At 57.8% G+C, this 12,386-nt stretch carries 15 protein-coding genes; 6 read left to right on the top strand and 9 right to left on the bottom strand.

Annotation, left to right across the window (positions count from 1 at the left end; genetic code table 11):
* Window positions 1-90 precede the first annotated feature (90 nt).
* A complete protein-coding gene (locus VSS37_RS11565) occupies window positions 91-1,392 on the bottom strand; it encodes a DNA cytosine methyltransferase (protein ID WP_324695375.1) in 1,302 nt (433 codons plus the stop codon).
* Window positions 1,393-1,501: 109 nt separating this feature from the next.
* On the opposite strand from VSS37_RS11565, the gene VSS37_RS11560 reads away from it, so the two are divergent.
* Entirely contained in the window at window positions 1,502-1,819 is a 318-nt protein-coding gene (locus VSS37_RS11560) for a c-type cytochrome (RefSeq protein ID WP_324695374.1), read from the top strand.
* 44 nt (window positions 1,820-1,863) lie between these two features.
* On the opposite strand, the gene VSS37_RS11555 is transcribed toward VSS37_RS11560, so the two are convergent.
* Together VSS37_RS11555 and VSS37_RS11550 are read right to left on the bottom strand one after the other, a co-directional pair.
* Window positions 1,864-2,502, bottom strand: coding sequence for a YqhG/Tai3 family protein (locus tag VSS37_RS11555; RefSeq protein ID WP_324695372.1), 639 nt, complete (start codon window positions 2,500-2,502; stop codon window positions 1,864-1,866).
* 68 nt (window positions 2,503-2,570) lie between these two features.
* On the bottom strand, window positions 2,571-3,320 hold the full coding sequence (locus VSS37_RS11550) for a carbonic anhydrase (protein WP_324695370.1): 750 nt from the start codon (window positions 3,318-3,320) through the stop codon (window positions 2,571-2,573).
* Between the two features lie 222 nt (window positions 3,321-3,542).
* Between VSS37_RS11550 and VSS37_RS11545 the strand changes: the two genes are divergently transcribed.
* Window positions 3,543-4,805 carry an AI-2E family transporter gene (locus VSS37_RS11545; RefSeq protein ID WP_324695368.1) on the top strand — a complete coding sequence of 421 codons (1,263 nt, stop codon included), beginning with the start codon at window positions 3,543-3,545 and terminating at the stop codon, window positions 4,803-4,805.
* Here VSS37_RS11545 and VSS37_RS11540 read toward each other — a convergent pair.
* From VSS37_RS11540 to VSS37_RS11525, 4 genes are all read right to left on the bottom strand, one after another.
* Window positions 4,802-5,626 carry a CHAD domain-containing protein gene (locus VSS37_RS11540; protein ID WP_324695366.1) on the bottom strand — a complete coding sequence of 275 codons (825 nt, stop codon included), beginning with the start codon at window positions 5,624-5,626 and terminating at the stop codon, window positions 4,802-4,804. The two genes, VSS37_RS11545 and VSS37_RS11540, sit on opposite strands and share 4 nt — an antisense overlap.
* An 83-nt stretch (window positions 5,627-5,709) precedes the next feature.
* The gene (locus VSS37_RS11535) at window positions 5,710-5,994 is read right to left on the bottom strand and encodes a hypothetical protein (RefSeq protein ID WP_324695364.1); all 285 of its coding nucleotides are present in this window, start codon (window positions 5,992-5,994) and stop codon (window positions 5,710-5,712) included.
* Between the two features lie 133 nt (window positions 5,995-6,127).
* Entirely contained in the window at window positions 6,128-6,523 is a 396-nt protein-coding gene (locus VSS37_RS11530) for a PepSY domain-containing protein (RefSeq protein WP_324695362.1), read from the bottom strand.
* 419 nt (window positions 6,524-6,942) lie between these two features.
* Window positions 6,943-7,146: a hypothetical protein gene (locus tag VSS37_RS11525; protein ID WP_324695360.1), complete on the bottom strand. Its 204-nt coding sequence runs from the start codon at window positions 7,144-7,146 to the stop codon at window positions 6,943-6,945.
* A 355-nt stretch (window positions 7,147-7,501) separates the two neighbouring features.
* Between VSS37_RS11525 and VSS37_RS11520 the strand changes: the two genes are divergently transcribed.
* From VSS37_RS11520 to VSS37_RS11505, 4 genes are all read left to right on the top strand, one after another.
* The gene (locus tag VSS37_RS11520; protein ID WP_324695358.1) at window positions 7,502-8,074 is read left to right on the top strand and encodes a porin family protein; all 573 of its coding nucleotides are present in this window, start codon (window positions 7,502-7,504) and stop codon (window positions 8,072-8,074) included.
* Between the two features lie 164 nt (window positions 8,075-8,238).
* Window positions 8,239-9,396, top strand: a complete 1,158-nt coding sequence (gene gpgS / locus VSS37_RS11515) for an N-acetylglucosaminyl phosphatidylglycerol synthase (RefSeq protein WP_324695355.1) — start codon at window positions 8,239-8,241, stop codon at window positions 9,394-9,396.
* Complete coding sequence (gene gpgD / locus VSS37_RS11510; RefSeq protein ID WP_324695353.1) at window positions 9,389-10,141, top strand: N-acetylglucosaminyl phosphatidylglycerol deacetylase; 753 nt, start codon at window positions 9,389-9,391, stop codon at window positions 10,139-10,141. The genes gpgS and gpgD overlap by 8 nt, the downstream gene beginning before the upstream one ends.
* Window positions 10,138-11,202, top strand: coding sequence for a lysylphosphatidylglycerol synthase transmembrane domain-containing protein (locus tag VSS37_RS11505; RefSeq protein ID WP_324695351.1), 1,065 nt, complete (start codon window positions 10,138-10,140; stop codon window positions 11,200-11,202). Before gpgD ends, VSS37_RS11505 begins: the two co-directional genes overlap by 4 nt.
* 41 nt (window positions 11,203-11,243) lie before the next feature.
* On the opposite strand, the gene VSS37_RS11500 is transcribed toward VSS37_RS11505, so the two are convergent.
* The gene (locus VSS37_RS11500) at window positions 11,244-11,834 is read right to left on the bottom strand and encodes a PepSY domain-containing protein (RefSeq protein ID WP_324695349.1); all 591 of its coding nucleotides are present in this window, start codon (window positions 11,832-11,834) and stop codon (window positions 11,244-11,246) included.
* A gap of 130 nt (window positions 11,835-11,964) precedes the next feature.
* Window positions 11,965-12,321 carry a hypothetical protein gene (locus VSS37_RS11495; RefSeq protein WP_324695347.1) on the bottom strand — a complete coding sequence of 119 codons (357 nt, stop codon included), beginning with the start codon at window positions 12,319-12,321 and terminating at the stop codon, window positions 11,965-11,967.
* Window positions 12,322-12,386 lie beyond the last annotated feature (65 nt).

Genomic DNA, 12,386 nt, shown 5'->3' with positions numbered 1-12,386 from the left:
ACCACTGGTCAAGTGAGGATTGCGGGTGTTTGGTCTCAGGTTTTTAGAGGTTCCCCCTGCATTTTAGTGGCAGGCGTTCAAGGTTATATCTCAGCGTACTGCACCCATAGCCGCCATGTGTCTTGCAACTTCATCGATGGCTGTTTGCTGTATTTCTCTCCAAGCACCGTAAGCAGGCTTCAAAACATGCTTTGACAGGTACTGGATTACAGGGACGCACACCGCATCCCCCATGGCGAAATAGCCTTTGTTGGCATTATCAGGCATCCAGAAACTGTCACGGACGCCTTGTAGCCGTGCATATTCCCGTGGGGTCAGCAGGCGGGCTTTCCAACCGCCGTGACCCGCCCGCACCAGTATTTGCTTGCTGGAGCCACCTCTAGGCGTGCGCAGGCACCCTGCAATGCCGTCAGACCTCAGCTCGGCCATGGGCTGGCCTTTGCGCATCCGCCGGTAAACCGTACCGTAGAAGTGTTCCGGCTGGTTGAGTTTTTCCCTGACAACGGTTTGGTGTCTTGGGCTCATTTGGTCGTAGAGATGTTGCTGTTTTTCTGCTCCCCACCACAACGGCGAGTTTTCCGGTATGTGCTCAACGATATGCGAGAGCTTGGGCGCGGTTCGTTCGGGTTCAGGTATGTCAAACAGCCCCCAATTCAGGTCAGGGTTGTTTTGGATCAAGTCCTGTACTGTATGGGAGCGCAGTTGCGGCGCTTGATGGAAGGGTGCCCACCAGCTATCCGGGGCATTCTGTTTGAGTTGCATAACATGTTGGGCGAGCAGGTTTTCAACGGCGATGACGAAAATCCGTGGCCTGCTTTGCGGGGTGAACAGCACGGCGTCCAATTCAATGATGTCGACGGTATAACCCAAGGCGTTGAGTGCCTTTACCGTATTGCTGATGTCCTGCCCTTGATGGGATGTCAGGAAGCCTTTGACGTTCTCCAGCAAAACAATCTTAGGTTGGGTATTGGCCTGCTTCTTTTGGGCAAGGATATTCAGCAATGCATTGAGTGTCCCGGATTTTTCCCCGGCCAGACCGGCCATGCCGCCTGCCACCGACAAATCGGTGCAAGGAAAAGATGCGGTATACAGAAAAACATCATCCGGAATCTGTTCCGGCTGTTGGGCGATCTGCCAAATGTCGCCCAGGACAAAATCACCTTCCCCAAAGTTTGCGGTATAGGTTTCCTGCTTGTCCTGGGCAATGTCATTGGCCCAGGCGCATGACCAGCCATTCCTGGCCAAACCTTCCCGAACCAAGCCAACGCCTGCAAAAAATTCAGCAAAACGCATCATGAAACAGACCTGTCCAAGGTGGCGATAATTGTATGTCCCCACTGCCGCCGTGGCGTTGCTGAAATAATCCTGGGGCATGCCCCATCGGCTTGACATTCATCATTTCCGTGGAAGTTGGCCGAATGTTAAAAACCGGCCTATGCTTGTGGTAGCTCCCTACCCCGGCTAGCTGGTTCCTTGCAACGTCCATATGAGGAGAATGTCCATGAAGATAAAAACCTTTGCCATTGTCGCTTTTGCCGCCCTTTCCATGGGGCTGGCTTCCGCCGCATCCGCTGACGGTGCCGCCCTTTACACCAGCAAGGCTTGCGCGTCCTGCCACGGGGCTGATGCCAAGACTTCCATTTTGCCTGTTTATCCAAAGCTGGCAGGCCAGAACGCTGAGTACTTGTTGGAACAGCTGAAGGACATCCGTGACGGCAAGCGCACCAATGGCCAAGCAGCGGTGATGAAGCCTATCGTGGCGAGCCTGACCGATGATGAAGCCAAGGAGCTGGCTGACTATCTCGCTGGCCTGAAGTGATTTGGCCAGCATCCGGAGCCGACAGGTTCCGGATGCTGTGGGGGTTATGGTTTCTGCGCCTCTTTCTGCGCTTTTTCTATATCGGCCCGCTCTTCCGCCAGCATTTGCCGGGTGGAGGTCACGGCGTCTTCATCGTGGTACAGGATGTCATCCGCCACCCATTTGCCATCTTCCTGCACCATTTTGTAGGTGATGGTGCGGAAATTTCCCTCGGGCAGGGAAGGGTTCACATTAAGCTTGACTTGTACGTTGCCGGGTTCAGGTTCGGTGATGGCAATGCCTGAATTCTTGTAGTCCAGATCCGGGTCGGGGTCTTGCGAATCGAGGTACTGGTCACCATCTGCCCCCCAACCGCACGGGCCATCATCAAAATTCTGGCAAACCTCGTCGCTTTTCTTGATGTCGGTTTTGAACGATTCGGACAAGCCAATTTCAGGCGGCAAAGATTCTTCGTCATCGCCCGCCGGGTGGAAATTCAGGTAGTCCTGGTAAAACGAGTCGACCGCCGCAACAGCGGTGGGGGGCGCTTCAACGTGCGCTGGTTCCGCCGCAGGTTGGCTGGCTGTGGCGGGAGGGGTTTCATTGGCTTTGGGGTCTTCGGCGTTGGCGGCATTGGCACCGCCCAGCAGCAGGATGGCAGTGAATACTAAGGCTAGCGGAGTGTCTCGCAATGGATGTTTCATTTTGTAACCCTTACGGTTTGTGATAAGGCAGGCTATCACAGGACAGCCCGCCAGCAAACCGGCTGAAGTCACTTTAGCAATGGTCGCGCATTCACCGGCTGTATTGGCCGGTTGTTCGGGTGGCCCATGATTTGGGTGAACTTTTCAATTTGCGTTTTGGAGGCGTTGACAGGCTGTTTCATCACCAGCCACACAACCCCTTCGGAGCAAGGCGGCGTGGTCAACGAGCCACTGAAACGGTAATAGTCACGTTTGGCGGGCAGCAGTTTGGCAACGTCGACCAAAGGCATCAGCGCTGTTTTTTCATCAGGGTGAGTCGGCATTTGTGACCAGAATGGCTCCAGGTTAGGATTGTCTTGAGCACTTTCGGTGAACATGATGGCGATGACCGCCAGATTGTTATCCTGGTCGGCATGCACCAGATGCGCTTCCAATGGGTAGGTTTTGCCATCAATCTGGTTTTCACTGGGGGCGTGGAAGTGGAACTGTTTCAGCCCGTAGCGGTGGCCATCAAGCGTCAGGGAGCCACCCGGCTGGTAGTTGACCTGGATGGTGTGGCCGTTGTTCAACTCTTCGTAGCCGCCAGCGCCATACGCCAGTTGCAGGGGGGGAAGCTTGGCGGCGACGGCATGCTGGTTGTCCAGATTGACAGGGGATTGGTTTTTGCCAGTGGCGCAGGCTTTGTAGGCGTCCGCCAGTTCGCCCCAATGTTCCGGCCCTTCTGCGCCTTCATACGTCCAGTGGGGTGGCTTGTTGTCGTGTACGCTGGCGCATCCGGTGGACAGCAAAAGGATTCCAGTCGCGAACCATGTCTTCATGTGGGGTCTCCCGTTCTTGGGTGTAGGGGGTGAATGATATTGGTGTGGATTGCCTGAATACGGCGATTGATTATAGGGGATGTGTACAAAAATGGTCAGTAGCTACTACGCCATGGGAGCATGGCCAGATGGCAGAAAAATGGCAGGTTTTTGGGGTGAAGCAGCCTGCTTCCGGAGGATGATGGTATACTGCGCCGGTCACGATTTACCGGAATTTGACTGATGCCGCAGGATAACGAAAACACGACTGCCGGGCTGCTTCCCCATCTGCCAGCCAAGCCGACGAGGATACGCTTGGAGCATCTGTTGCCGCTGGCGACCCGCCTGCTGGTATGGGGCATCCTGTTCGGCCTGCTGTACCTGCTCAGTTCGTTTTTTACCTTGATTTTCCTGACGTTTGTGTTCGCCTACCTGCAATCCGGCATTGTCGACCTGCTGGCGCGGCGGGTGCGCAGCCTGCGGATTCCGATGGTGGTGTTGACGGGGGTCATGTTCCTGAGCGCGATCATTGCCATCACCGTGTTTCTTGCCCCGCAGGTCTACCAGCAGGCGGCGGGTTTCGCCAAAGGTTTCGGCGTTTACATGCAGCGGCTGGATGTGGAGTTGTTGGAGCTGGCGGAGCGTTACCCCTTGTTGCAGGAAGCGCTGCCGGAATTGCGCAAGCCCGCGCCGCCGCCGGTCAATGAGGCTCCGGCTTGGGCGGCGCAAGGGCCGACCGCCCCGGTTGCGCCGCCGCCCGCACCGCGCGCATTCGGCGACACCCCCAGCGGGGCCTTGCTGGAGCTGTTGAGCGGGGCAGGGGATTCAGCCAATGGCCATGACACCATCAAGACGCTGCTGGATCGGCTGGCGAACATTAGCCGCCAGACCGCCGGGATGCTGGCGACTTTCTTGCTGGCCTTGTTGTTTTCTTTCCTGATCGTGCTGGATCTGCCGCGCTTGGCTGCCAGCGTGCGCGAGCTGGAGCATACCCGCCTGCGCTTCATCTATGTGGAGGCGGCGGACAATATCTACCAGTTCGGCAAGGTGCTGGGCCATGCGATGCAGGCGCAGTTCTATATTGCCATCATCAATACCTTCCTGACGGCGGTGGGGCTGCATCTGTTGGGGATGGGGGAACAGGTGGCGTTTCTGGCGGTGATTGTGTTCTTGTGCAGCTTCATTCCGGTGGCGGGCGTATTCATCAGTTCTGTGCCGATCTGCCTGATTGCCCTGAATGCTGGCGGCGCCAAGTTGGTGCTGATGGCGATTGGCATGATCACCTTCATCCATCTGGTGGAGGGGTACGTGCTGAACCCGTTGATCTATGGCGCGCGGTTGCGGCTGAACCCGGTGATCGTGCTGATTATCCTGACAGTGGGGGGCAAGCTGTTCCACATTTGGGGGCTGGTTCTGGGGCTGCCGGTCTGCACCTACCTGTTCGGTTACGCGATCCGCTACCGTCAGGGGGATAGTGTGCTGAGTGAGCCTGCTTCCCGTCGCTAGGCGGCGGAAGGGGGCGTGAGCATGGCGCTCAGGCTGGTGCTGACGACAGTGTCCAGTTGCGTCAGCAAAGCTTGGAATTGCGCCCGTTCTTGCATGAATTGCCCCTGCAATTGCGCGGATTCCGCCGTCTGCCGAGCAGGCAAGGTGGCGTCCGCACCCTTGCCTTGCAACCAATGTTGCGCCACCTGCCGGTCTTGGATGTCGCCCAGCAGGTCATGCCAATGTTTCAGGCCGGTGCTGGCGTCGGCTGGAATGGCACCGATGTTGCGCAGGGTGTTGACCAAATAGCGCAGGCTTTTGAAGGCTACCCGTAGCCGATGCAGGCTGGCCGGGTCATCTGCTGTGATGGCATTGAAGCGGGCTTGCACGGCCTCCTGCGTGTTCCACCACAACAGCAAGGCCGAAGCGGGAAAATAGCCGGGGTGGGCAGCGCAATGCTGGCAAAATTTCCTGGCCGAGCGTTGCAGGCGTTTGCGGAATGCTTTGTCGGCGATGTGGGGGCGGATCGCGGCCCACGCCGCCAGTTCCGCTTGCACGCCCGCTTCCAGCTCCATTGACAATTCCGGGTGCAACTCCAGCCGTTCCTGCATGACTTGCAGGTCGCGCAAGTGGTTCAGCCCTTTCAGCCAGCGCTTCATCGGTTTGCGCCATTGACGGGTTTTGCTGGTGGCACGCAGCAAAGGCTCCAGCGCCAGCACGGTGCGGGAGGCGATGCGGAACGCATGGATGGTGTCTGCGGAACCGTCATGGCCCACTTGTTCCGCCGTCGCCAAGTAGTGTTCGATGCGTTCCTGCAAGGCATTGATATTGAAAGTGTTCATGGCATTAATGCTGCACCGTCGCCCGCCTTGATGCAAATTATGGGCTTGGATGGGGGCGATAGAGAGGCTCAATCGGTAGGCAGTTAACGGCTGGTAGGGTCTTGTTTTACCCGGTATTCGGCGTCAATCACATGGCCTTCGCGGACGGTCACCGAGGAAGAGGTTCCCTGTGAAGCGCGCAGTTTTTTGCTGATCCACCACAGTTTGAGCATGGCGACGGTCACAATCGCGCCGCCCACCGCCAGCAGCAGCAAACCGAAAAAGAATCCGCCGACCAGCAATAACGCGGCAATGACGGCGGCCAGCAATTTTCCACCCCAGCCAAATTGCAACGGCTGGGCTTGGAAGCGGAAGGTGTTTGGGTTCATTTTGAAACTCCGGTCACTTGGTTTGTATGCGGATAGTGTACGCGGGAAAGCTTCGGCTTTGCTGAGAAACCGGAAAAAATCAGGCTATATGCGCGTCCAGCCCTATCCAGGTTTGCGCCCTTGCGGGTTTTCATCATGGGCTGGCCGGTGTGGTTGAGGCGGCTGTTGTGATGGCCGCTTTCTTCGCTGCCCGGCTGCTGGCGCGGGTCGCCCGGCTGCCTGGATGGTATACCTTGGTGCCCAACACCTTGCCGGTGCGGGTGTCGATCCTGATCGAGGTGATGGTGCGGCTGTCGCTGTCCGCGATGGCGACCCGGTAGGTGTTTGGGTGGCTGTCATTATTCAGCTCCGCCTTCACCAGTTTGCCGGAGACGGTTTGTTCCGCCGTTTTGATTGCATCATCCAGCGAAATCTTGGGGATCGCCAGCAGTGCGAACAAATCCGGTTTGGCTGCGGGGTCGGCTAACGCATAACCCATGCTGGAAACCAGCAATGCCCCGCCGATGACCGAGGTTAGAGCTAGGCGCATGGCGTTGCCCCCCTGCATCCATTATGGCTTGCCGCACCTGGCCGGGCTATGGGTGTTTCACTACGGGTTTTCTTGGGGCGCAGATGGATGTTGGCTTGCATAATGGTCATTCTCTCCTCCGGCGGGAATTTGGCTCTGGGGTGGACGCCCGTTTCTGGTTTCCGCCAAAAATCATAAATGCCGTTCCGTTAAAACTTTCTTAAAGGGAGCTGTTGGGAAAGTTAATTTTTATTCATAATGAAATGGATAGATGTCCAAAGCCTGAATCCATAAACAAGTAAAGCCGCCTTAAACTAGGCGGCTTTTTATAAAACAGCAATCTACTGCGCTATACCAACAGTAACCAATAGCCGTTTCTGCTATTGACAGGAAGTGGCTATTGTCAGCGCCAAACCAACGGGGGGCGAAAACCCCGCTTATTAATGTTTGGCAGATTTTTTAATGACTTTTTTGGCGGTATGGTGATGATGGTGGCTGACATGATGACGGTGCTTGTGGTGCACCACTTTATGCGCCGCAGTTTTGGTTTTGTGGACTGCTGTAGCGGCGCTGGCTTCAGTAGCGGCCCCTAAGACTGTCATCATCAGCAGGGAAGCGAACATTACTTTCAGTTTGGTATTCATGCGTATTTCCTTTTATGACTCGTTGGGTAATTTAATTTTACATTGCACTTGCAACGTAGGAGCCATACTAAACAGGCATAAATTAAAAGAATCTTAAAAAAGTGTGCTGTCATGTTTATTTAATGTAAGCCGCCTTTTCGTTAATAGACCGCGTGAGCCGTTCCGCAGGTGGCTGTCTTGTTAAACTGTCACTTCCATCGGTATATTACCATGCCGTTAACATCCGGTAATGTAACGCACAACGCAAAAACAGGGGCATATACTGTGCCCACGCAGCCGGATATTTTCTCCATTAAGGCGTGCGGGATTTGAATAGGAAAATGATTGATACATCCTCAAAAGGAGGATTCAGATTATGAATGTCAATAAATACAGTATTGCGTTGTCATTGCCTGCGCTGGCGCTCTCTTCCTCAGTATGGGCGGGGGGTGTTGCTGACCAGGGTTTTTATGCAGGTCTGGGTGTCGGCAGCGGCAAACCGAAAATTTCGGCTGTTGCGCCCAATACCCTGAGCAGCGATTCCAGTACGGTGTTTGATGGCTTGGTGGGCTACAAATTCAATAAAAACCTTGCGGTCGAAGGCCAGTATGGCGGCCTCGGCAAGGTGAAGACAACAGCGGGCGGCAATGCCAAGGCGGATGCGGCGAGCCTGTCCGTGGTGGGGATGGAACCGGTGGGCGACAGGTTCGGCCTGTATGGCAAGCTGGGCTATGCCGACGCCAAAACCAAAACCTCGGATTTCGGCGCCAATGGGGCCAGCCGGTCTGCGCCAACCTATGGCTTGGGGGCGCAATACAATATCAACCCGCTGGTTGGCGTGCGGTTGGGGTGGGACCACTACGGTGTGGCGACCAAAGATGCGCTGACCGGTGCCAAGGATGACTCCCATGACAATGTGGCGTCGCTGAACGCGGTGTTTAACTTTTAACAGCGATTTCGGTTTCCCTGACAAAAAGCCGCCAGCAAAGGCGGCTTTTTTATTGCGTAATAAGGCGTAAAACCTCTCGCAGAAGCTGAATCTCGCCGCCCCAACGCTCCCCCCTGCTATCATGGGCGCAACGTGGCCGAGCCACGCCAACAATGCTGGATGCAATGAAAAACATACATAGTCTCTTCAAAGTCCATACTGCGGACATCACCCTGTTCTGGGCCCCCGGCAGCGGCGGGGTGCGCACCTACCTGCAAGCCAAGCGTGAATGGATGAAGCGCTTGCCCGGCTGCGCCAACACCTTGCTGGTCCCCGCCGCCGTGGCGGAATCCGGGCCTGGCCTGCGCACCCTGCCTGCGCCGCCCATCCCTTTCAGCAACGGCTACCGCTTTCCCCTGCGTATTGAACCCTGGGTGGAGCAACTGTGTGACCTCCAGCCCAACCTGATCGAGGCGGGCGACCCCTACCGGCTGGCGTGGGCGGCATTGCAGGCAGGCGGCAAGCTGGATGTGCCAGTGGTGGCTTTTTTCCATTCAGACCTTATCCGCGTGGTCAACAAGCGCTTTGGCGGCTGGGCTGACCCCTGGATCGGGGGTTACCTCAACAAGCTGTACAACCGCTGCGACCGGGTGCTGGCACCGTCCCAGGTCATGGCGGACAGGCTCACGGCGCTGGGCGTCGAACGGGTGGCGGTGCAGCCGTTGGGGGTGGACACCCAGCAATTCAACCCCGGTTACCGCGACCCGGCGGTGCGGGAGGAACTGGGGCTTGCCGACAATACCCGCCTGCTGATCTTTGCCGGGCGCAATTCCCGCGAAAAAAACCTGCCTGTCCTGCTGGACGCGATGCAGCAGTTGGGGCCGGGCTACCACCTGCGGTTGGCTGGCTCCAATATGCCGCAGCAATTGCCCGCCAATGTCAGCCGCACGGATGGCTTTCTCGACCATGCGCAACTGGCGCGCTTGCTGGCCAGCAGCGATGCGCTGGTGCATGCGGGGGATATAGAAACCTTTGGCCTGGTGGTGCTGGAGGCGATGGCCTGCGGCGTGCCCGTGGTCGGCGTCAATGCGGGGGCGGTGCCGGAACTGGTGGCCCCGCACACCGGCCTGCTGGCTGAACCGCAATCCGCTGACTCCTTGGTGCGCACGATCCGGGCGTTGTTTGCGGAAGACTATCGGGCTATGGGAAACTGCGCCCGCCAGCATGTTGTCGCCCATTATGACTGGCAAAGTGTTTTGCCCGCCCTCTGGCGGCATTATCAGGAATTGATCCACGGCCAAACGCCAGTGTCGCCAAGCAGTCTGAGAAGCAACCATGCCTGAAACGAATCCAACCCCACCGGCGTTCTGTGTGGCGCTGCATGATGTCGCGCCTTCCACCTGGGACGCCTACGCCGGGTTTGTCGCCGCGATCGGGCGGCTGAATATCCCGCTCACCTTGCTGGTGACGCCGGATTACCACCGCCAGGGGACGGTGGAGCGCCACCCCGCGTTTGTGCGGGCGATCGGCCAGCGGTTGGAGAGCGGGGATGAGGTCGTGTTGCACGGCTATTACCATGACGACCCAGGGCCGTTGGGGTTTGCGCCGCAAGAGTGGTTCATGCGGCGGATCTATACCTACGAAGGGGAGTTTTACCGTTTGGCGGAGGCCGAAGCGCTCCGGCGTTTGCAGCAGGGGCTGGACATGTTCGCACGGCTGGGTTGGCGGACGCAGGGCTTCACCCCTCCCGCGTGGTTGCTGGGTGCGGGCGCACGGCGGGCGTTGCAGCAATCGTCCTTGAGCTACGCCAGCACCATCCATACGCTGATCCGGCTGCCGACGTTCGCTGAGTTGCCTGCCCCTTCCCTGGTGTGGAGCTCCCGCAGCGCGTGGCGGCGGGGGTTGTCGCGCATCTGGGGCAAGCGGATGCTGGCACGTTCCCGCACTGCGCCTTTCCTGAGGCTGGGGCTGCATCCGGTGGACATGCAATACCCGGCGGTGCAGGCTTACTGGCTGGAAACTGTGCACGAATTGGCGGCAACGCGCCAACCCATGACGAAAGCCGCGTGGCTGGAGCAGCAAGCATGAAAATACGTTTGGGCGCATTGCTCGCCGTCAGCCTTGGCGTCGCCGTGCTGATCCCGCTGCTATTGGGCGGGCAGGATGTGTTCGCTTTGTTGGCAACAGTCAAACCGGCGACTTTGGCGCTGCTGCTGGGCATGGTGGTCATCGGCTGGAACCTGAATGCGGGCCGGTTGCGCCTGCTATCCGCCGGATACGGGCTTGGCCTGGGGCAGGGCAGGGCGCTGGCCTACATCGTGGCGACCGAGTTTGCGGTTTGCGTGACCCCGGCGGGCGGCGGCGGCGCGGTGGTTTACCCGTGGTTGCTCAGCCGTCACGGGTTGGCGAAATCGCGCGGGCTGGCGCTGTATGCGGCAGACCATGTGATGGACATGCTGTTTTTCCTGGCCGCCTTGTGCGTTGTGTTGCTGCATTCGCTGGCGGCGACACAGTTCACCTACCTGGGCTGGCAATTGGGGGTGACGGCCATGCTGTTGGTGGTTCCGTTGCTGCTGCTGTGGCTGCTGATCGAAAATTTCCGCAAGGTTTTCCATGCTGCGGGCCGCTCGCTACTGCGTTTGGGGGTGGGCGCTGGCTGGCGCTGGCGGCTGGCCCGCCATTCGCTGGAGTTCTTCCGTAGCCTGCATTTGATCAGGGGCTATTCGAAAATGCGGTTGGCGGCCATTTTCCTGCTGTGCTCCGGCCACTGGCTGCTGCGTTACAGCGTCTTGTATTTTGCCATCCTGGCGGTGGGGGAAAGCATTACCTGGGATTACGCCTTTATTGTGCAGATGCTGGCGCAGGCGGCTGGCCAGTTGACCATATTGCCCGGCGGCAGTGGGGGCATTGAGGTCAGCAGCAGTTTATTGCTGATCCCCCACATTGGCGTCGCCGCCGCCACCTCGGCAATCCTGCTATGGCGTTTCGTGACATTCCACTGGTATCTGATCGCGGGCGCGCCGGTGTTTGCGTTGCTGGCGGGAAAAACCCTGTGGCGATTGTTGGCAGGGCGGGAAGTTTTGCAGTTAGGCGGCGAGTCTGAAGTGCGTGCGCCGCCGCGGCGGACTGTGCAAAAAGAGCCCCTTTGAGCAGGGAGCCAAAGGGGCAAATCGTGCTCCGCTGTGAAAGTTTACGGCTTGGCTGCGGCCGGAGTGGTTGCTGTGGTCGATTTCAGCGGGTTGGTGGCTGCTGGTGCCGCTGCCGCTGGTGCCACTGGTTTGGCTGCGGCTGGGGCGGCGCTTGTTTTCAGTGGGCTGGAGGCAGCGGGGGCGCTGGCGGCAGGCGCAACGCTCTTGGTGGCGCTGGCGGCTGGTTTCGCCGTGCTGGCGGCAGGCGCTGCTTTCATTGGGGTGGCCGCGCCTGTTTTGCCTGCGGCGCTGGCGGCGCGGTTATCGGGGCGGTAAACCTTGGAACCCAGCATTTTGCCAGTGCTGGAGTCGATTTTCATAAAGGTCACGGTGCGGTTGCCGCTGTCGGCAATGGCGACCCGGTAGGTGTTCGGGCTGCTGTCGCTATCCAGTTCAGCCTTGACCAATTTGCCGGAGACGGTTTGTTCGGCAGTTTTGATGGCGTCATCCAGGGAAATCTTGGTGGTGGACAAGGTGGCGAAAATGTCTTGTTTGGCTGGCGCTGGAGCAGGCGTTGTGGGGGCTGCTGCTGCATAGCCCATGGTTGATGCAAGTAACATGCCACTCAGCGTGGCTGCAATGGTTGTTTTCATGGCGATATTTCCAGATTAAGTCGTTCGGATGTTTTGACTGTGTGGCTGTCTCTGAAAAACCCCCTGCCGTTTGGGGCAGGGAGAAGCTGAACAACCGGATAATAGTGTTCGTTCAGAGAGCGTGATGAAATTATTTGGCCGGTTTTGCTGCGGGTTTGGCGCTGGTTTTGGCCGCTTTGGCCTTGGCTTTGTGTTTGGTCACTTTTTTGTGCTTTACATGATGTTTCTTGGCTGCCTTTTTGTGTGCTTTTTTATGCGCTTTTTTATGGGCTGGGGCTTTCTGGGCAACAGGTTTTGGTTCCTGTTTTGCTTGGTCAGCTTCAGGCGCGCCTTTTTCTTGCATGGCTTTGTCAGGCATGCCTTTTTCCTGCGTTTGGGCGGCACCTTTGCCTTCCATCAGGTCGACCTTGTTGTCGGCGATGGCGGTGGCGCTTAGGGCGGAAACCATGAGCAGGGAAGCGATCATTGTGCTGAATTTGACGTTCATACTATTCATTCCTTTCATTAGCAGAGGTTTATGTCCTGACACTGTGTTTGCAGTGCATGGGGGGC

This window comes from Candidatus Thiothrix phosphatis, from assembly GCF_035668035.1.
GTDB classification, from domain to species: domain Bacteria; phylum Pseudomonadota; class Gammaproteobacteria; order Thiotrichales; family Thiotrichaceae; genus Thiothrix; species Thiothrix phosphatis.
The sequence above is the reverse complement of the archived record's forward strand: the minus strand, read 5'-3'. Positions and strand labels throughout refer to the sequence as shown.